This is a genomic window from Vibrio sp. Vb2131, from assembly GCF_033338535.1.
Taxonomy (GTDB): domain Bacteria; phylum Pseudomonadota; class Gammaproteobacteria; order Enterobacterales; family Vibrionaceae; genus Vibrio; species Vibrio alginolyticus.
In genome coordinates, this window is sequence record NZ_JAWOSW010000002.1 from 333840 (window position 1) to 354252 (window position 20413).

Below are 20413 nucleotides of genomic sequence, written 5' to 3' on the forward strand. Positions count from 1 at the left end.
ATGGATAACTTACCTCTTCGACTTGGATTGACAATGTGGTCACACAACCAATGGCAACAAAGTTTTTACGGCAGCGGGACAAAGCCCGCTGAACGTTTAGAAAGGTATGCGCAAGTGTTTCATACCGTGGAAGGCAACACGACATTTTATGCCACACCGACGCTCAATACAGTGCAAAACTGGAGAGCCGCAACCCACGATGATTTTCGCTTTACTTTCAAACTTCCTAAAGCCATCACTCATGAGCAAATGCTAAGAGGTTGCAGCGAACAACTGAGAGACTTCATGAAAGTCATGGAGCCTTTGCATGACCGTGTGGGCCAATGGACAATTCAATTACCAGCCGCATTTGGTCCTGAGCACCTTGATCGACTGAAAAAGTTCTGTGCGAACTTTCCACCTAACTTCCCTCTCGGTGTTGAGGTTCGCCATATGGCGTTTTTCTCCAAAGGCGAAGAAGAGCGAGCACTTAACCAATGGTTAGTAGAGAATAATATTGACCGTATTATTATGGATAGCCGCCCAGTCTTTGCCGCTAAGCCCGACAATGAGGCGATCATTGATGCGCAAATGAAAAAACCACGAGTCCCTGTTCACGCCATTGCTACCGCTTCACACCCTTTGATTCGCTTTATTGGTCATCCAGAAGAACAGCAAAATTACGAGTTTTTTAAACCATGGCTCAACAAGTTGCCACAATGGATTGCCGAAGGTAAACAGCCATATGTCATGATCCATACCGCAGACAATATAATTGCGCCAGAGTTGGCTGCAAACCTGTATAAAGACATACAAAAACGTATCACGCTCCCTGAGTTAGCACCTTTCCCAGCTGACGATGGCAACTCGCAGTTACAGATGTTCTAACGCAACACATGACAGAGGCGCGAAATTCCCATAAAATACGCGCCTTTTTTGGTGCCTGACATTTTCAGGCGGCTTGTATGCAGAGACTTAGTTATGAACCCTAAGAGCAATCCAGATACTATTTTTTCGGCTCCAATCGATAAAATTGGGGATTTCACGTTCGATGAACGCGTAGCGGAAGTATTTCCTGACATGATTCAACGATCGGTACCGGGTTACAGCAATATTATTTCTGCAATCGGTATGCTGGCAGAGCGTTTTGTAAAACCTCACTCAAACATCTATGACCTTGGCTGTTCTTTGGGTGCTGCAACATTGTCTATGCGTCGCCATATCAAACAAGAAGGTTGCCAAATCATCGCAGTGGACAACTCTCCGGCGATGGTTGAGCGTTGTAAACTTCACGTCAACGCTTACCGCAGTGACACTCCTGTGGATGTAGTAGAAGCAGACATTCGCAATATCGAAATTGAAAACGCGTCAGTGGTGGTGTTGAACTTCACTTTGCAATTCCTCTCTCCAGAAGATCGTTACTCCTTGCTCGAAAAAATTTACGCTGGCCTTCGTCCGGGCGGCATTTTGATTCTATCTGAGAAATTCGTCTTCGAAGATGAAGTGTCGAATGAACTATTAATTGACCTTCACCACGACTTTAAACGTGCGAATGGTTATAGCGAACTAGAAATCAGCCAAAAGCGCAGCGCGATAGAAAATGTAATGCGCCCAGATTCAAAGAAAGAGCATAAAGAGCGTTTCGCTAAAATTGGCTTTTCTAGCTACGATGTTTGGTTCCAATGCTTTAACTTCGGCTCCATGTTCGCGATTAAATAGACCATGCATACAAAGCCTGAACCATGCCGATTTCGGCTTTTGTTAATAATTTATACCCATCAACTCAGCGATTAACTAACTATGTTTAACTTTGCAAATTTCTACCAATTGATTGCACAAGACACCCGTCTTCAACCTTGGCTTAATGTGCTTCCACAACAGCTAACGGATTGGCAAAATGCAGAGCACGGTGACTTTGGTCGCTGGTTGAAAGCCCTGAACAAAATCCCAGCGGGTAGGCCGGACAACATCGACATTGTTGATTCTGTCACGATTTCAAACAATGAGCCGATGCCTCAAGGGGAACTTAAAAAGCTAGAAAGCTTACTTCGTACATTCCATCCTTGGCGCAAAGGCCCATACCACGTACACGGCATCCATATTGATACTGAGTGGCGCAGTGATTGGAAATGGGACCGCGTGCTTCCGCATATTTCACCATTAAAGAATCGCAGCGTACTCGATGTAGGTTGTGGTAACGGCTACCACATGTGGCGCATGCTAGGCGAAGGTGCACGCTTAACTGTCGGTATCGATCCATCTCACCTGTTCCTGATTCAGTTCGAAGCAATTCGTAAACTAATGGGCGATGACCAACGTGCACACCTACTGCCATTGGGCATTGAACAACTACCTAAGTTAGAAGCGTTCGATACGGTATTCAGCATGGGCGTGCTTTACCATCGCCGCTCGCCTCTCGATCATTTAGTGCAACTAAAAGATCAATTGGTATCTGGTGGTGAACTCGTATTGGAAACACTCGTGATTGAAGGTGATGAGAATGCAGTACTGGTCCCGACTTCTCGTTACGCGCAAATGCGTAATGTCTATTTCTTCCCTTCAGCAAAAGCCCTAAAAGTGTGGCTAGAATTGGTCGGTTTTGAAGATGTTCGTATCGTTGATGAAAACATCACGTCCGTAGACGAACAACGTACCACAGATTGGATGACGCATAACTCTCTACCTGACTACTTAGATCCGAACGACCCAAGCAAAACTGTAGAAGGCTATCCTGCCCCTCGCCGCGCGGTTCTTGTCGCTCGCAAATCATAATTCGCTGAGATTCCTGACATTGTCTTAACTCATTTTACGAGTTAAGACATTACCCTCTTTCCTCGTAATGAGCGAGTTTGTTTTTTGAATCCATTTTTCACGTCAAAATATAAGCACGCTCTAAATAAGGATGCGCTTTTATGTCCTTGATTTTTGGCTTTTCATCACTATTCCTCAAACAATAAGTAATAGAGAAACATTCTTACTTGTGAGGCTTTATCGATATAAGCTAAACTCCTAAAAAATAAACAACTTAATCCAATCCCAAGGTTTTCAATGTTATTACGATTGACCCCGATTGTTGCCATCGCCTTACTATCTGGATGCTCACTAACCAAAGGCGAACAGTACCACCAAGAAACGTTAGCGGCGATTCAAAATTCAGAAGCGAATGTCAATAATCGCATTACCAACCTAGAGCTACAGCTCAGCAACCAATCGGACTATATCGACAGCCTTGAAGAACAAGTCGATAAACTACAGGTTGAACTTCTTACATTTCGCGATGAAGCAATGGCAGAAGTAAAAAAACCGAAAGAGCCGATTATTGTCCAATCTCCCGCTCCTGTGGAACCAACCCCAACTCACGATATTGTCCTTGGCTCTATCGAAAAGGTCACGGTAGAGTCGATTAAGCAAACTTTTGATGCACGTATCGACACTGGTGCTGCGACGTCGTCTTTAAATGCCGTTGATATTGAAGAGTTCGAAAGAAATGGCAAAAAATGGGTCCGATTCCACTTAGCAGACACCAGTAAATCCGAAGAAGAGAAAAGTACTTGGATCGAAGCTCCTGTCATTCGCTACGTCAAAATCCGCCAGGTTACCAGTGAAGAGTTAGAACGCCGCGCTGTGGTAGAACTTTGGGTGCGCGTTGGAAAAATTCATGAAAAAGCGCAATTTACGTTGGCAGATCGCTCACATATGAACCATCCTATTTTACTGGGTAGAGAATTTATGCGCGACATAGCACTTGTCGATGTAAGTCGTACCTATATCCAAACGGACGAAGATAAAAAATAATAAGGTAGATTATGACGTCAAAAATACCGTTTTACCTTTCTATCATCTTATTGGTGATTGCGGGCATTGCTCTGAGTGTTTTCAGACATGAAAACTACGGCGTGCCTTGGACGCCAGGCGAAACTCGCCAGGTGTGGGATGTAGAAGCTCGTATTGAGTTCAATGCTAACGGCAACGAAGTAAAAGCGTCACTTGCAGCACCTCATACACAAAGTGGTTACACACTTATCGGTGAATCTGCTTCCTCATCAGGTTATGGCGTTTCCTACATCAATGACGATTCAGGCCGTCGTGCAGAATGGTCAATTCGCCAAGCTCAAGGGCCACAAACCATATACTACAAAGCCCAGTTCTTAGTAGACCCTCAGGCTAAAGTCACTCCTTTACCGCCAACGGAAGACATTACGCCACCAACGCTATCAGCACCACAAGCAGCAGCGGCAAATGCCCTTATCGAACGTGCGATGAGTCGCTCAGCCGATAATGTGACGTTTACTCGTGAGCTTATCAAAGCGCTTAATGACCCAGATAGCCAAAACTCGTCGCTACTACTGAACGATTTCAGCCGTACTGATGCACTGCATAATATTTTGCTTACCGCAGGTATACAAAGCAAAACCGTCGGTGTTATCGAACTAGAAGATGGTCGTCGACGCCAAACAATTCAACCAATGGTTCAGGTTTGGTCAGGTAAAGATTGGGTACTGTTTTCGCCAAAATCCGAACAAAAAGCAGTGAAACCCAACTTGTTAGTGTGGGATGAATCAAACGTATCCTTACTTGACCTTGTTGGTGGTAAAAATAGCCAAGTGCATTTCTCGATGATTAAGCAAGAAATGACACCACAACAAGCTACAAACAACAAAATAGAAGCAGATGGATTACTGAATATTTCAATTCATAGCTTACCTTTGGAAGAGCAAGCGATGTTCAAAACCATCATGCTCATCCCTATTGGTGCTCTGATCGTTGTGTTCTTGCGTGTGATTATCGGCCTGAAAACATCCGGTACCTTCATGCCGGTGTTGATTGCCGTTGCTTTTGTTCAAACTCAACTATTAACGGGTATTGTCGGTTTCTTGCTAATTGTAGGTACAGGCCTGATTATTCGAAGCTATTTGTCTAGGTTGAACTTATTGCTGGTAGCAAGGATATCTGCGGTCATTATTACCGTTATTATGATCATCTCGGTGTTCACCGTTGTTGCGTTTAAAATGGGCTTAACAGAAGGCCTAACAATTACCTTCTTCCCTATGATCATCTTGTCTTGGACGATTGAACGTATGTCAATCCTATGGGAAGAAGAAGGTGCGAAGGAAGTTGCTCTGCAAGGTGGTGGTTCATTGCTGACAGCGGTATTAGTTTACCTTGCAATGACGAACTCATACATTCAACACTTAACCTTTAACTTCATTGGTCTACAGTTGATTGTTCTGGCCGGTATTCTATTACTAGGTACTTACACAGGTTACCGCCTCACTGAGCTACGACGCTTCAAACCACTAGCGGAGGACTAAACGATGTTCGAAAGTTTTACTTCGCCGTCTAAGCTTCGCCATAAAGGCATTATGGGGATGAACAAGCGTAACCACAGCTATATTGGCCGTTACAATGATCGTTCTAAATACCCACTTGTCGATGACAAGCTAAAGACCAAAATTATTGCACAGGCAGCAGGAGCAACAGTTCCTGCCCTGATCGGTGTTATTCACAACCAAGCTGAAGTTAAGACTATCCACAAAATGGTTGAGAACTGGCCTGGTTTTGTAATCAAACCTGCACAAGGTAGTGGCGGTAAAGGCATTCTGGTTGTTACGTCTCACAAAAACGGGGTATATACCAAACCCTCCGGCTCTACAATTGGTAGGGATGAGGTCGAGCGTCACATTAGTAATGCGCTTGCTGGCCTTTTCTCTCTTGGTGGTAAAAATGACGTTGCTGTGGTTGAAAACTTAATCAAGTTTGATGACTGTTTTGATGGCTTCAGTTATGAAGGCGTACCAGATGTTCGGATCATCGTATTTAAAGGTTATCCAGTTATGGCGATGATGCGCTGTTCTACAGCGGCTTCCGACGGCAAAGCAAACCTTCACCAAGGTGCCGTAGGAGTAGGCATTGACATCGCGACAGGTAAAGCCGTCAGAGCGGTGCAGTTCGATCATCCAGTTACTCATCACCCTGATACAGGTAAAGACCTTTCGACCCTTCAAGTACCGCATTGGGAGCGCTTGCTGGAGCTTGCGTCAAGTGCCTGGGAAATGACAGGTTTGGGATACATGGGTACGGATATGGTGCTGGATAAAGATGAAGGACCTATGGTTTTAGAGCTTAACGCTCGCCCTGGTCTGGCAATCCAAATCGCTAATGGTGCAGGCTTGCTTCCTCGTTTGAAACACATAGAGAGCCTTGGCACACCTGCTGAGTATCCAAAACCGATTGAACGCGTCGCTTACGCGGCAGAGCAGTTCGGTGTGAAGCCGTTGTTCTAACCCTCCGACATAATGTTCGTTATTACTCGCCAGTAATTGTCATGATTACTGGCGTTTTTGTTCCCGCATCCAAAAACCTTGCAGTTGCTCTCCTTATTAAACACATCCTTCTCATATATAAGTTGAATCAATGATCGAGCTAACAAAATCAACATAGATCGTTTCTTTTCTACTTTGCCTTTTGAGTATGATGAGAGCTCCCCTTACTCAACTTGAGAGGTTGGGAAATGCTAATAAAACAAACAAACAATGATGAACCAGAGCTTGAAGAACAAGAGAGCTTAGACCAACACCTACAACGCTTGTCTGAGCTTTCTGTCCAAGCACTTGAAGAGCTTGCTGAAATGATCGAAGTCAGGGACGATATTCCAGAGGAATAAACGTCGCTTCCTCATTAAGTTCCGCTAATAAGCCGAGACTGCCGTCCTACAGTCTCGGCTTATCTTATGTATTTCGAAGCCTGCCTCGTAAACAGATACAAAAACGCCCGCATTAATTGCAGGCGTTTTGTTAGATTCGAAGTTTACGATTCAAACTCTTCAATCATCTCTTGTGCTTCGGTCTTAGGCTTATCCGTTTGACCAAAACCGCGCAGACCCACTACGTGTACGTGTTCGTGGTCTTTAAACACCTTACGCACCAGTTTGTAGGTCGTACCTTTCTCTGGGCTGATGTTTTCTGGTGCCGCGATAAGAAGCTGCATATCCAGACGGTCACACAATTCGAACAATGTCGCGATCGATTTCGCATCCAGACGCGCTGCTTCATCTAAGAACAGCAGACGACAAGGCACAATGTCTTTACTGCGCAGGCGGCGTGATTCTTCTTCCCAGCTTTGAACAACCATCAGTAGGATTGACTGACCAGTACCGATCGCCTCACCTGTTGATAGCGCGCCAGACTCAGCCTGTAGCCAACCATCTGTACCACGGTTCACTTCTACACTTAGCTCTAGGTAGTTACGGTAATCCAGTAGCTCTTCACCCAAAACCTGAGGAGAACGTTGACCCATATCGATATGTGGGTTCACACGTTGGAACAGCTTCGCCATTGCTTCGGAGAAAGTAAAGCGAGTCGATTCAAACAGGTCTTTGTGCTGCTCTTGTTGTGTCGCTAGACCGTTCAGTAGCACTTCGTGACTTTCGCGGATCTTCACGTTTAGACGTACGCCCTTCACCTGACCAAACGAAATGTTCGACAAGCCTTGATTCAGCATACGAATACGGTTTTGCTCACGCTGAATCGTCTTCTTGATGATGCTCGCTACCGACTCAGAGCTGATCGCTAGACGGTTTTCACGTTGCGTTAGCTCTTCCGTTAGACGCGCCAGCTCGACTTCCATCTCTTCGATTGCTTCAACTGGGTCATCAGTACGGATGATATCCTGACGAATACGCTCACGAAGGTGTTGGTATACAGCAATATAGAACAGAACTTTACGCTCTGGGCGAGCGTTGTCTTCTGATAGACGCAGCGCATCACGCAGGTCGTCATTGTTCGCAACCGCTAGACGCAGCGCACCCAGTGATTTATCCGACATCGAACGCAGTTCATCCGCTGACATGTAAGCCAGTTCACGCTTGTGTAGACGACGTTCAACATCGTTCTCGCGCGCCAGACGAAGTACAGAGCACCAGCCAGCTTTCGCTGCAACCACAAAGGTACGTAGCTCAACGTATTCTTTCTGAACTTTCTTCAGACGTTTCGCCAAGCCTTTCATCTCTAGTTCAGTAGAGGTGATTGTGCGCTCGTATTCGCTCTTACGGCTACGAGACGTGTGTAGACGCTCATGCAATTCATCACGACGACGCATTGCACGTTCTTCAGCACCTTCGTCCGCGTTCACGCCAAACTCTTGAAGTTCTTGTTTGAACTCTTGAACCGTTTCCAGTTTCGCTTGGTGTGAACTCTTCAATGACGCCAATACTTGGTTGTATTGGTTCATTTGGCCTTGCGACTGTTTCAACTCTTCACGAGAGCGTGTACGCATTTGTTCAGCTTGAACCAGTTTTGCTTTTAGCTGCTCGCTCAGTTCGCTGCTCTTGTTCAGTAGGTCTACTGAATCTGAGTAAGCGAAGTAGTGGCGACGCTCAACGAGATCTGAGAGTGCAAAGATTTGCTTCTTAAGATCTTGTAGCTGTTCGTCTGCCGCTTTGTATTCTGCTTCTAGCGCGTCGAATTGCTCTGGGTCAGCATCAAGCGCAGACGCAATATTCTCTAATTGCGCGACGGCTTTTGCATTGTTGCTTAAGAAGTTCTTCGCCTCTGCAAGCTGAGCGATTTTCTCTTCTAGCTCATCAAAACGCGCTTGCAATGACTCATCTTCAACAAGCACCATGTGTGACGCTAGCTTGTCCAGAGAAGACAACGCTTGCTTGCTGGTTTGAAGCTGAGAACGTTGTTGTTGCTCTTTCGCATCCAGATCCGCCAACACGCGAGCAATTTGGTTACGCTTATCACGAATAGTTGCCAGTGCTTGTTCTGGATCGGCGTCAAAAGCAACCTGAATGTGGTTAGACACAAATAGGTTAAACGCTTGGTACAAGCGCTGCATTTTCTGAGAATCAAACGCCGCTTTTGCGTGTTTCTCTACCACTTCTTCTCGTTCGTTACGCAGCAACTCTAGACGCTGCTCACGTGCCGCACGGCCAAACAATGGGATCTCAGGCAAGCGAGAGTAACGCATTTGGCGATCGTTCATACGAACGCAAACCGCGCCCTCTAACTCTTCTGCATCGAACGAGCTGTCATCAAAGGCATCGATGTCACCTTCAATGATGTACAAGTCTTCTGGACAGTCGTCTAGCTCTACCAGTTTCTCTTCGATGCCTGACAAGTCAGAAACAACGATAGCGTGACGAGCCGGACCGTACATCGCACTGAAATAAGGCGCGTCATCAATCGTGATGTCATCGTAGATCTCAGACAGCAATACACCGCCCAGCGTATCTGCCAAACCTTTCAGGCGAGGGTCATTTGAACCACCAGGAGAAGCAAGACGCTCAATCTCAGAGTCTAGCTGGCTACGGCGCTCAGCAAGCTTATCTTTAGCTAAAGACAGCTCCCTTTCTTGTTCAAGGACAACTTGCATGTGGTTCATTACCGCATGGCGATCCTCAAGCTCTTCACCGCTCTGCTCTCTCAGTTTCTCTAGCGCATCGTTCGCCGCGATCCAAGCTGGTGCTATTGCTTCAAGCTTACTGATTTCTGCCACCGCGTTTTGCTCTAGACGGCGCTGTTCACCACGCTGATCACGAACTTCTTCTTGAGCTATCTCTAGTGATTCGATTTGCGTCGCATGACGTTCACGTTCTTGTTCAAACGTAACCTCATCGGTTAGTTCAACGTGATATTGCTTTTTGTATTCAGCAACCAGTTCACGTGCTTGACGCTGCTGGTTAAGGCTGCGTTCGAGATCACGGTGTTGTGCTCGCCATTGCTGTTCGTTTTGTGCGATTTGTTGTGACTCACGCGCTTTCGCGATTGCAGTTTTCGCATGTTCAGACGCGTCTTTGCGCTCAACTTGACCAACGATGCTTTGTACCAGTTTAAGCGCGGTTTCAAACTGCTCTGCCGCTGCAGAGGACATGTCCAGTTTGTGCTTAACCGATAGCAACGCATTGGTGTGTTCTGATTCTTTGCTCTTAAGCTCAGAGACAAGCGCTTGAGCCGATTCCGCCGTTAGGCTGTCATCGCCAAGTAGCTGCTTCGCTTTCTCCAGCGCTTGAACTGCTTGTTGATATTGAAGGGCGCGAGTTTGCTGAACGTCAAGAGCTTGCTGGTAATCAGCAAGTTGCGTCTTAAGGCTATCCACCTCTTCTTCTGCAACGGTAGCTTGCTCTTCAGCCATCATCACGCGTTCTTGCGCTTCTTCCACTACCATCATTTGTTCTTCAAGACGCTCGCTCAGCTCTTCAAGATCTTCTTGGTAGCGTTCGATCTTCTCTTGCTGACGCAGCGCGTTTTGCACCAGTTGCAAGTGATCAGAAGCCGCTTGGTAGTCTTGCTCTAAAGAAGATTCTGATTCGATCAGCAGTTCCAGCTCTTCTTGAACGCGATTAAGCAGATTGTTTTGCTCAATCAAGGTCTCGCGAGAACCAAATAACTCTGAACGCAAAGACAATGTCTGTTCTAGTTTTTTACGACGCTCGTTAGCATGGCGCATATAGTCCGCTGCCACGTAGTTAGTCGACTCTGTGATCAAGTGTTTGAACAAGTCACGGTCTGCTTGCGTAGTTTTGATCGCTTCTAGCGTCATGCGGTTTTCACGCAGCGCCGATTCCATATCTTGGAACGCTTTCTTCACGCCGCCGTTTTGTGGCAGAAGGTAGTCACGTAGCGAACGGGTAATCGCACTTGAGATACCACCGTAAAGCGATGCTTCGATCAGGCGGTAGAATTTAGAACGGTCACCAGAGTTACGCAGTTTCTTCGGAATCACACCGAATTCAAACATTTGTGCGTGGTAATCCACGATAGAAGAGAAGGCTTTAAATTGAACGCCTTCAAATTCTGCGATTGATTCTTTTACTTCATTGATTTGACGTACACGAGCTTGAGTCGCAGATACGCTTTCAACCAAGATATCTGTTGGTTTCACATGGCTTGGAAGACCTTGGATAACAAACGGTTTGATGTCTACTTTCTTATCACGACCTGCAACTTGCTGCAGTTTTACTGCGAACAATAGGCGTTGGTTACGTGAGTTAACCACGTCAAGCGCCGCATAACACGCGCCCGGCTGTAGCTTACCGTACAGACCTTTGTCGCGAGACGATTGGCTGCTGCCTGCTTCTGTCGTGTTACGGAAGTGCAGCAGCGTTTGGTCAGGAATCAATGCGGTGATGAACGCCGCCATTGTGGTTGATTTACCTGCACCGTTACCACCTGATAGCGTGGTGACCAGACCATCGATGTCAAACGTACGGGCAAAGAAGCCGTTCCAGTTGACCATGGTCAGCGATTGGTATTTACCGCGTTCAATCATGCTCATGCTTCACCCTCTTCTGTTGTTTCTTCTTGGGCTTGGTCGTCTTGATCTTCTTCAGACAATAAGCTGCCTTGGCTTGGCTCTTTGGTGTGCACTACCGCTTCACCATCACGGATCAGACGCAGCTGCGCTTCACGCATGTCATCGCCAATACGTACATCGGCACCAAAGCGGAATACCGCTTCACTGATGCTGAACTTACCGGTTTCACCGATGTTGATGATCATGCCTAGGCGACGCAGACGACGAAGTGACGTACGTACTTTTTCAAACAGCTTTTCTTTATCAAGGTCAGAACCGGTAGCACGGTTCGTCACTAGCTTCATCAGCTTATTTTCATCTGCTAGAGCAAGCAGTTCGTCGTACAGCTCTTGGTTAGTGAAGATGCCTTCGTGCGCAAGACGCTCTGGGCTTAGGTAAAGGAAACACAGTACCTTACCCACCAGCATATCCAGTTCAGAAAGAACACTACGGCCAATCAGAGACGTTGAACGAGGACGAAGATAGAAGAAACCTTCTGGCGCTTTCACCAATTCGGTGTTGTAGCGTTGGTAGAAAGAAGAAAGCTCAAGTTCGAAATCCGACAGCAACGCGTGGTTGTCTAGATCTTCACTTGAGATATGACGCCCTGCTCGAAGCATGCTGTCTAGCGCTGGGAACAGAGGGTTAGAAATTGCTTTTGCCAGATTCTCTGACATGTATTCATTAGTATCGGTCGATGACATTCGCTTGTACCTTTGCCCCAAATTCGTTGATTGCTTTCCAGTCTGGTTGAATCGCTTGGTAATCCGATTCTGAATACCCTAGACGTACAGCTTGATCGACGATAATGCGAGCTAAATCAAAATGATGAGTGTAAGGGTGCTGTGCAAGGTAATCTCGCAGTACCACACTCAAGTCGATTGGCGTGCCTTGATCTTTATGCGCTTTTAGCATGTCACCAATTCGTTCAGACAGCTCATCATTGACTTGTTGAAACTCTTCGTATTCTACTTCCATCGGAACTTGACCCGTGACCTCGTCATCACGCAGTACTAGGGCCTCATCACGAAGGTCAGAAAGCCTCTCCGCATCTGCATAAGTCAGATACCAAGGCGCATCGAAGTAATCTTTGACGGATTGACGCAGACGCGAGCTAAACGCACGGTTCTTATCCATATCGATTGCAGTACGAATAAACTTGTGCACGTGTCGGTCATAACCAATCCAAAGGTCGATCGCTTGCTGGCCCCAGCTTGTGATTCGGTCCAGCTTCATTTGCAGACCAAACAAGGCTTCTTCGATAAACTCCAGCTCAGGGTCACCGTAAACAATTTCTTGAATATCGAGGATCTGAGTTTGCAGTTCATCACTGGCGGCTTGCAGCGTATCTTGAAGTTCACGCAACGTGCTTGATGTTTCTGACAGAAGTGCTTCACAGTTGTTGATCGCTTCGCGCCAGTCTTTGTTAAGCAGGTCAGCAATCTGTTGTTTCACTGACTGTTGCTGCTCATCCATAACACGTTGGTTGAGGTCAATTTGATCGAAGATTTCGCCTACAGAATATTTTAAAACACCGTATACGTTTTTCTTCCAGTGACCCGGTGTGCCACCTTTTTGTGCTGCCTCAATCGCTTTCGCCATTTCATCCGCTACCATGGATAGCTGGATAGATAGACGCAGTTTTGAGAACTCACGATGACGCACGTAGTAGTCGGTTATTCCTATCGCTAATGGCGACAAGCGGTAAATGCTCGCTCCGTCAGTAATCTCACTGACAAAACGGCTCATAAGACGCTGCTTAACCATCTCGTTGATCGCATTGTTCGCACGAAAAGCGGAGGCTTCGCCGGTCTCATCAAATAGTCGAGTGACGATGGCAAATGCATCATGCAGTTCACCTTCACCCAGTTCTTCATCGAACCTTTCATTACTCAGTACGGCAATGGCTATCAAAAATGCCAATCGCTCTGTGGTCAGGTTCAACGAGAAATCGTGCTGCTTAACCCAGCCAACCAGCTCATCGATTGGTTGCTCTGCAGCATTGAGAGTCATCTCACTCATTGTTATTCCTGTTTATCGTTCTTTTTAGCCCACACATGAATGTAGCGGCCTAATGAGAGGTATGGCTCTTGTCGACAAAGTTGTTTTTCTAGCGCCAACACATCTTCAAACTCGTAATCACCCATGTATTCCATATTGCCTATGTAATCACTAAATGAGCGAATACCAGATTTGCCACAAATATTAAAACCTGAATTTTCTATCCACTGGTAGACTTCTTCAGGTTTTAAGCCTTTTTGCGGCTGTAGTTTAAATCTTTTTCGGTGAGGCATGCCGTCTAATATATGAGGAATGTTGCCACAAACCACGTTTTTATAGACTAAACCGTGGTGGTTGTAGAACATGACTGATGCGATACCTCCCGGTTTTACTTGTTCAAGAACTGTTTCAAGTGCGGCCTTAGGATCAACCAGCCACTCCATCACAGCGTGGAACATAACCAGATCGACCTGTCCATCCATATGTTCACCGATGGATTGGACAGGCGAATGAATCAGGCGATACTGCTCAAGCAAACCGTTTTTTTCAATATCCTGCTTAGCCAACTGCAGCATTTCCGAAGATAGATCACATAAAGCGATTCGATGTCCGAGCTTAGCAAGCTTTTGCGACATTTGTGCCAAACCACCACCAGCGTCCAACACTTCTAGGGGTTGCTGGTCAGCATCTAATTCACTTAGAATCTGTAGAAAATCTTCCCACACAATGATTTGGCGGATCTCCCCTTTATCGGAGCCGTAAATATTTTTTGCAAATTTGTGGGCGATATCGTCGAAATTGCGGTCTTCTGTCACTTCTGCTGAGTTATCATAACGGATTGTGCCGCTATTCTGGCACAAGGAAAGCAGGAATAAAGAGGGATACCCTCATTTTTATTATCAATTGATGTTTTTTCGGACTATTTATGTATGTTTGAGCTGAAAAAAGTAGTGTCAGCCATGCTTATGCCCCTTCCGGCATTGCTGCTGATAGGCTTGTTGGGTCTTGCTCTCATTAGTTTTACTACAAAACGTAAAACTGGCTGCTTCGTTGTTCTATTCTCTTTTGTTGGCATTTTTCTTGTTGCCTTCCAACCTGTTTCAACCAAGCTTCTTATGCCGTTAGAGCGAGAGCATAAAGCCTTTTTGCCAGTTTCTGGCACCATCGACTACGTGATGGTTTTAGGGAATGGTCATGTTATCGATGACGAAATTCCACCCACCTCGCAGTTAAGCCGTGCAGCATTAATGCGCTTAACTGAGGGCATTCGTATTTTAAGAATGTATCCAGGCGCGAAATTAATCTTATCCGGCTATGCTGGCGGATCTGAAATTAGCCACGCGCGAATGATGGCGAACGTTGCCCTTGCGTTGGGAGTCGCGAAATCCGATATCATTTTATTAGAAGATGCGAAAGATACGTGGGAAGAGGCGCGTCAAGCGGCTGCATTCGTTCAACAAAAGGAGATTGTGTTAGTCACTTCTGCGAGTCACATGAGCCGTGCATTGTATGAGTTCAACGCAGCAGGCATTAAACCAATCCCAGCCCCGACCAACTTCTTAGCTATTAGCGAGATAAGTCAACCTTGGGATAAATACTCACCTAAAGCGCGTTACTTAGAACAAACAGAGCTTTATTGGCATGAGTACTTGGGCAGTATTTGGCAAAGGTTGCGTGATACTGTCGGCCAAACACCAATGGTTGAAGCAAACTAGTATTATCTTGAAGCCACAAAAAAGGAGAGCCGAAGCTCTCCTTTTTCTTTTTACGATTGAGTTATGTTCCAACTAGTCACCAGCAAACATATAGCCTTCGCCGTGTACCGTTACAAAAATCTGTGGGTTCTTAGGATCGAACTCCATTTTTGCGCGCATACGTCGAATAAGAACATCAATGGTGCGGTCATTCGGCGCATCCACTCGATGGCTGATCATGTTCAAAATACGCTCACGACTTAACACCTGGTTAGGATAAGACGATAATGCCACCAAAAGTTCATACTCTGCTTTAGTTAGTTTTACTGGCTCACCGTTGCGGCTAAGTGCGCGACGTTGAATGTCGAATGTCCACTCCCCAAAGCGCACAATGTGCTCTTCACTGGTTTCATTCGCTTTCGAGCTGCCACTGCGCGCCGCTGAAATACGCCACAGCAAGTTTTTAACGCGAACTAACAGCTCTCTCAGTTCAAAAGGTTTTGTCACATAATCGTCAGCACCCATTTCTAGGCCTACGATTTTATCAATGCTATCCGTGCGTCCTGTTACTAATATGATACCAATATCCGATTGGCTACGTAACTCACGAGTAAGCATCAGGCCGTCTTCACCAGGCAGGTTAATATCCAGCATGATCAGGTCTACATCGCCCGCTTGCAAAACTTCACGCATTTCTGCGCCACTCTCTGCTTCGCTGACTTGGTAGCCCTCATTTTGGAAATATCCCGCAAGCTTACTACGAGTTACAACATCATCTTCTACGACTAATACGTGATAGCTCATTTACACCACTTTTCTGTCTTCTTATTATCCAAGACGTATTCTATTCATAACTAGTAACATTTCTAGTCATAGATACATTAAAACGCAAGATTTAGCGTTTTTATTGATTCAAAACAAGCTTGCCCATTGCTATTAATAAACGGTCATTTTTGACCATAAAACATAACAATTATAGTTACTGCTATTCATTTTAATTGATTACACTTAGGGGATATCCCTAATTGACTTTGTGATGCATGACTTGAAGCATCATTCAGGAGCCCAAAATGCAAGAAGTGAAAGCTTTTAATGAAAAACGCGCTGAAATTTACTGGTGGTTTTCGAGCTTGTTCGCAAAAGAACTAACAGAGAAAGAATTGGAAGCCTATCACAGTGTTGAAATTCGCAGTTTTCTCGCAGGTTTAGGTGAAAATGAGTCGCTGAAACCAGCTGTTGATAGCCTAGTTGATGCATTGAATCGGTTACAAGATCGTGAAGATGCACAACTAGAGCTTGCAGCTGACTTTTGTGAACTGTTTTTGAAGACAGAAAAATACGGCGCTCTTCCTTACGCATCCATGTACATTGGTGAATCAGGTTTACTGAATGACAAGCCAGCTGAGGAAATGGAAAAGTTGATGGCTGAATTTGGCGTTCAAGTAGACGAAAACCTAAAGGAACCTGCGGATCACTTAGCCGTTGAGCTCGACTTTCTCGGGAACATGATTATCCGCTCAAACGAGCTTGAACAAGAAAAACACATGGAAGAAGCCTTCGTTAAACAAAACGACTTTATCCAGCAACAATTGATGTCTTGGTTACCTCAGTTTTCAGACAAATGTAAAAAATTCGACGAATTTGGATTTTACTCGAGTGTCGCGAAACTATTAGTTGCATTTTGTAAACTAGACAGCGCCTACCTTCTTGGTGAATAATTACCGCCTATTTTTAGGGAGCCTGCCTATCGGGCTTCCTGTATGCCTGAAAGTGACCAATTGTAAGTAACTTGGGTATAATATTCGTTTGCCTTAACTTAGCGCAAAGACGCTTGGTTATTTAGCAGTCAAAATGTGACTTCAAATACACAAATCTCTTGCTGAAAACATTGCTAGTCAGTCCACATAGGGCTAAAATGTGAGCGCAAACGATTAAATATGATTTATATGTAAACCGCTGAAATATAGCGGTTTTTGTGTTTTCTTAACAGGTTGATGGCAATTTCTCATCAGATAGAAAAAAGATAAAATTCATCGACCGATGCTGCTACGCACCCTTTTGTCGCACTTGGATCAACCGCTGCCGAGACACTTAGCGCCAATTTTAGATTGCTAGGTGTGAAACCATTAGAGCATCAGGTACATCCAATACGACATATTTCAGTAGCTCGATACAGGACACCATTTATGGCCACGATAAAAGACGTTGCTCGCTTAGCCGGCGTTTCCACTACGACAGTTTCGCACGTTATCAATAAAACGCGTTTCGTTGCAGAAGCAACGCAAGAAAAAGTAATGAAAGCCGTTGACGAGCTGAATTACGCGCCAAGTGCCGTTGCACGCAGCCTAAAATGCAACTCAACTCGTACGATTGGCATGTTAGTAACTCAATCAACTAACCTATTTTTCTCAGAAGTGATTGATGGCGTTGAGAGCTACTGTTACCGCCAAGGCTATACTCTGATTTTATGTAACACAGGCGGGATTTACGAAAAACAACGCGATTACATTCGTATGCTGGCTGAAAAGCGCGTTGATGGCATCCTTGTGATGTGTTCTGACTTAACCGAAGAACTAAAAGAGATGCTTGACCGTCATGCGGACATTCCTAAAGTGGTCATGGATTGGGGCCCAGAGAGCTCACAAGCAGACAAGATCATGGATAACTCAGAAGAAGGTGGCTACATTGCAACCAAACATCTGATTGACAATGGTCATACGGATATCGCTTGTCTAAGCGGTCATTTTGAAAAGCTTGCTTGCCAAGAGCGCATTGCAGGTTTCCGTCGCGCAATGAGCGAAGCGAACCTAGCTGTAAATGAAGACTGGATCCTTGAAGGTAACTTTGAATGTGATACGGCCGTATTAGTTGCAGATAAAATTACCGCAATGGACAAGCGCCCGACGGCGGTATTCTGTTTTAACGACACAATGGCTCTAGGCCTAATGAGCCGCTTGCAACAAAACGGGATCAAAATTCCTGAAGATATTTCAGTGATCGGCTACGACAACATCGAGCTTGCGGAATACTTCTCTCCACCGCTAACGACTATCCACCAACCTAAACGTCGTGTTGGTAAAAATGCATTCGAAATTCTACTTGAGCGTATCAAAGATAAAGAACACGAAAAACGAATTTTCGAAATGCAACCTGAGCTTGTAATTCGAAATACTGTGAAAAAAATGAACTAAATTTCACTGTATTTAACCGTGTTAAATAAGCGCTCTACAGGGGCGCTTATTTTTTTGGGAAAATTAAGCATTCTCTAATACTTCACACTGCTCTAATAACAATTGACTAACGTTAACTCCCTGTTTTATATAAATGTAATATATATTAAGAACTCCTTTTCAAAGGCCAATTTGCACCTTTCCATATGCAAAATAGAGCATTCAATCTATCATTTTTATTGAACCAAAATCACACTTTTAACGCTAAACCGTGATGTTAATTCAATATAAGAAGTATGCTCATTGTGTCACGCACAGGGCAAACCATTCGAAAGAGTGGGACGCAAAGCCTCCGGCCTGAACCATATTACGATATGGAAGGTAGCGGGGTTACCGATGGCAAGTGTGTAAGCAATGACTTTACTCTGTAATGACATTGTTTTTACGCATGTTTGCTACTCTCTCGGACCTGACTTTTGGTGGCGTAATATTAATTACACCGAGATAACAAAACATGGATAAACCGATACTCAAAGACTCTATGAAGCTATTTGAGGCACTTGGTAATATCAAGTCGCGCTCAATGTTTGGTGGCTTCGGACTATTCGCTGATGAAACAATGTTTGCACTAGTGGTAAACAATCAGCTTCATATCAGAGCAGACCAAAAAACTTCATCTGACTTCGAGAAACAAGGGCTAAAGCCTTACGTTTATAAAAAACGTGGCTTCCCAGTCGTTACAAAGTACTACGCTATTTCCAGCGATTTATGGGAATCAAGCGAACGCTTAATCGAAGTAGCGAATCAATCATTGAAAAAGGCAAAGCTTGAGAAAGAACAGCAAGCAAGTACAAAGCCTAACCGTTTGAAAGATTTGCCTAACTTACGACTGGCTACCGAGCGCATGCTAAAAAAAGCCGGCATCGAATCCGTAGAGAAGCTTGAAGAGGAAGGTGCGCTTAACGCCTATAAAGCGATAAGAGATACGCACTCTGCAACCGTCAACATTGAGTTGCTATGGGCACTAGAAGGTGCTATCAACGGCACTCATTGGAGTGTGGTACCTCAAGCTCGCCGAGATGAGTTGATGAACGGCCTCCAATAAAAGTCGGCCTAAAAACTATCTTGTAAAACCGCAGTCTAATCTGCGGTTTTTTTGTGAAATTTTTTCGGTTTTCCTACTGTCTTATTACATATATCCCAAATTGGAATCAAAATTATGAATAAGAAACTGATTTTAGGTCTCATCCTACTAGCGGCTATCGTCTTTTTAGGTATTAACTTTGGCCAGTATTTAACCTTAGAGAATGCAAAAGCCCAACAAGAAGCACTAACTACATACATCGATCAGAATTTTGTATTCTCGGCTGCGATTTACTTTTTTACCTACATTGCAATTACCGCTTTTTCTATCCCAGGAGCGGCAGTAGTCACCTTACTTGGTGCAGCCTTATTTGGTTTTTGGACAAGCTTGCTACTGGTTTCTTTCGCTAGCACTATGGGGGCAACACTGGCCTTCTTGAGCAGCCGATACTTATTGCGTGACTGGGTACAAAACAAATTCGGAAATAAACTCAACGCAATTAATCAAGGTGTCGAAAAAGACGGAGCTTTTTATCTATTTTCCTTGCGTCTAATCCCTGTATTCCCTTTCTTTCTAATCAACTTACTGATGGGCTTAACACCGATGTCTGTAGGTCGATTTTATCTCACTAGCCAAATAGGTATGCTGCCAGGCACAGCCGTATATCTGAATGCAGGTACTCAATTAGCAACAATTGAAAGCCTATCGGGCATTGTTTCACCCGCAGTATTAGCGTCTTTTGCGCTATTGGGACTATTTCCAATCATCACTAAATGGGTTATGAATAAAGTAAGGCCGACACCAAGTCAGCAAAACTCGTAATTGGTGAAGTGGGTATTTTGATGAAAATATTTATCGCTAAAAACCCAGCAGAAGCACACATTGTATGTGAGCTGCTTAAAGTGGAACAAATTTACTGTGAAGTTCGCGGAGAAGGTATTTTCGGCTTAAAAGGAGAACTGCCGTTTGGTGATGATACCGATCCTTATGTGTGGCTTTTTGACACGGCACAAAAGATGAAAGCTGAAGAAATAGTAAAAGCATATCGAAAACAATCCGATAGGCATGAGTATCAAGATTGGCAATGCCCAAAATGTCATGAAATAAACGAAGGGCAATTTGGTGCATGTTGGCAATGTGGATATCAACTAGGAGAGCTATAGCGGCTCTCCTATTCAGTGGATGCACTC

At 44.9% G+C, this 20413-nt stretch carries 18 protein-coding genes and 1 riboswitch; of the genes, 13 read left to right on the forward strand and 5 right to left on the reverse strand.

The window, feature by feature from the left end:
- Nucleotides 1-33: 33 nt before the first annotated feature.
- The 7 genes from R7E38_RS03650 (at nucleotide 34) to R7E38_RS03680 (ending at nucleotide 6643) form a co-directional block, all read left to right on the forward strand.
- Complete coding sequence (locus R7E38_RS03650; RefSeq protein WP_226082847.1) at nucleotides 34-867, forward strand: DUF72 domain-containing protein; 834 nt, start codon at nucleotides 34-36, stop codon at nucleotides 865-867.
- 93 nt (nucleotides 868-960) lie between these two features.
- Nucleotides 961-1698, forward strand: a complete 738-nt coding sequence (cmoA, locus tag R7E38_RS03655) for a carboxy-S-adenosyl-L-methionine synthase CmoA (protein ID WP_017635063.1) — start codon at nucleotides 961-963, stop codon at nucleotides 1696-1698.
- Nucleotides 1699-1779: 81 nt separating this feature from the next.
- Nucleotides 1780-2751, forward strand: coding sequence for a tRNA 5-methoxyuridine(34)/uridine 5-oxyacetic acid(34) synthase CmoB (cmoB, locus tag R7E38_RS03660; RefSeq protein WP_005387902.1), 972 nt, complete (start codon nucleotides 1780-1782; stop codon nucleotides 2749-2751).
- Nucleotides 2752-3027: 276 nt separating this feature from the next.
- Nucleotides 3028-3774 carry an ATP-dependent zinc protease gene (locus R7E38_RS03665; RefSeq protein ID WP_005378391.1) on the forward strand — a complete coding sequence of 249 codons (747 nt, stop codon included), beginning with the start codon at nucleotides 3028-3030 and terminating at the stop codon, nucleotides 3772-3774.
- Nucleotides 3775-3785: 11 nt separating this feature from the next.
- Entirely contained in the window at nucleotides 3786-5291 is a 1506-nt protein-coding gene (locus R7E38_RS03670; protein ID WP_005378389.1) for an inactive transglutaminase family protein, read from the forward strand.
- Between the two features lie 3 nt (nucleotides 5292-5294).
- On the forward strand, nucleotides 5295-6263 hold the full coding sequence (locus tag R7E38_RS03675) for an alpha-L-glutamate ligase-like protein (RefSeq protein WP_005378387.1): 969 nt from the start codon (nucleotides 5295-5297) through the stop codon (nucleotides 6261-6263).
- A 227-nt stretch (nucleotides 6264-6490) separates the two neighbouring features.
- The gene (locus tag R7E38_RS03680) at nucleotides 6491-6643 is read left to right on the forward strand and encodes a hypothetical protein (protein ID WP_165401733.1); all 153 of its coding nucleotides are present in this window, start codon (nucleotides 6491-6493) and stop codon (nucleotides 6641-6643) included.
- A 143-nt stretch (nucleotides 6644-6786) separates the two neighbouring features.
- Here R7E38_RS03680 and mukB read toward each other — a convergent pair whose 3' ends face one another.
- The 4 genes from mukB to cmoM are packed head-to-tail and all read right to left on the reverse strand — an operon-like array spanning nucleotide 6787 to nucleotide 14090.
- Nucleotides 6787-11250 carry a chromosome partition protein MukB gene (gene mukB, locus R7E38_RS03685; protein WP_226082944.1) on the reverse strand — a complete coding sequence of 1488 codons (4464 nt, stop codon included), beginning with the start codon at nucleotides 11248-11250 and terminating at the stop codon, nucleotides 6787-6789.
- A gap of 2 nt (nucleotides 11251-11252) precedes the next feature.
- Entirely contained in the window at nucleotides 11253-11978 is a 726-nt protein-coding gene (gene mukE, locus R7E38_RS03690; RefSeq protein WP_005378379.1) for a chromosome partition protein MukE, read from the reverse strand.
- The gene (mukF, locus tag R7E38_RS03695) at nucleotides 11959-13296 is read right to left on the reverse strand and encodes a chromosome partition protein MukF (RefSeq protein ID WP_017634722.1); all 1338 of its coding nucleotides are present in this window, start codon (nucleotides 13294-13296) and stop codon (nucleotides 11959-11961) included. The genes mukE and mukF overlap by 20 nt, the downstream gene beginning before the upstream one ends.
- Nucleotides 13297-13298: 2 nt before the next feature.
- On the reverse strand, nucleotides 13299-14090 hold the full coding sequence (cmoM, locus tag R7E38_RS03700) for a tRNA uridine 5-oxyacetic acid(34) methyltransferase CmoM (RefSeq protein ID WP_025766915.1): 792 nt from the start codon (nucleotides 14088-14090) through the stop codon (nucleotides 13299-13301).
- Nucleotides 14091-14204: 114 nt separating this feature from the next.
- Here cmoM and elyC point away from each other — a divergent pair, with 114 nt between their 5' ends.
- Nucleotides 14205-14990, forward strand: coding sequence for an envelope biogenesis factor ElyC (elyC, locus tag R7E38_RS03705; protein ID WP_005387893.1), 786 nt, complete (start codon nucleotides 14205-14207; stop codon nucleotides 14988-14990).
- Between the two features lie 72 nt (nucleotides 14991-15062).
- Here the strand turns inward: elyC and torR are convergent, their stop codons facing one another.
- On the reverse strand, nucleotides 15063-15773 hold the full coding sequence (torR, locus tag R7E38_RS03710) for a two-component system response regulator TorR (protein ID WP_005378370.1): 711 nt from the start codon (nucleotides 15771-15773) through the stop codon (nucleotides 15063-15065).
- A gap of 266 nt (nucleotides 15774-16039) precedes the next feature.
- Between torR and torD the strand changes: the two genes are divergently transcribed.
- The 5 genes from torD to R7E38_RS03735 all read left to right on the forward strand — a co-directional run bounded on the left by torD (nucleotide 16040) and on the right by R7E38_RS03735 (nucleotide 20386).
- On the forward strand, nucleotides 16040-16687 hold the full coding sequence (torD, locus tag R7E38_RS03715; RefSeq protein WP_005378369.1) for a molecular chaperone TorD: 648 nt from the start codon (nucleotides 16040-16042) through the stop codon (nucleotides 16685-16687).
- 468 nt (nucleotides 16688-17155) lie between these two features.
- On the forward strand, nucleotides 17156-18160 hold the full coding sequence (gene purR, locus R7E38_RS03720) for an HTH-type transcriptional repressor PurR (protein ID WP_005378368.1): 1005 nt from the start codon (nucleotides 17156-17158) through the stop codon (nucleotides 18158-18160).
- 287 nt (nucleotides 18161-18447) lie between these two features.
- A riboswitch (cyclic di-GMP riboswitch) is annotated at nucleotides 18448-18537 on the forward strand.
- 116 nt (nucleotides 18538-18653) lie between these two features.
- Nucleotides 18654-19244 carry a TfoX/Sxy family DNA transformation protein gene (locus R7E38_RS03725; RefSeq protein WP_005378367.1) on the forward strand — a complete coding sequence of 197 codons (591 nt, stop codon included), beginning with the start codon at nucleotides 18654-18656 and terminating at the stop codon, nucleotides 19242-19244.
- 114 nt (nucleotides 19245-19358) lie between these two features.
- Nucleotides 19359-20045, forward strand: coding sequence for a TVP38/TMEM64 family protein (locus R7E38_RS03730; protein WP_005378366.1), 687 nt, complete (start codon nucleotides 19359-19361; stop codon nucleotides 20043-20045).
- Between the two features lie 20 nt (nucleotides 20046-20065).
- The gene (locus tag R7E38_RS03735; protein ID WP_017820033.1) at nucleotides 20066-20386 is read left to right on the forward strand and encodes a DUF2007 domain-containing protein; all 321 of its coding nucleotides are present in this window, start codon (nucleotides 20066-20068) and stop codon (nucleotides 20384-20386) included.
- Nucleotides 20387-20413 lie beyond the last annotated feature (27 nt).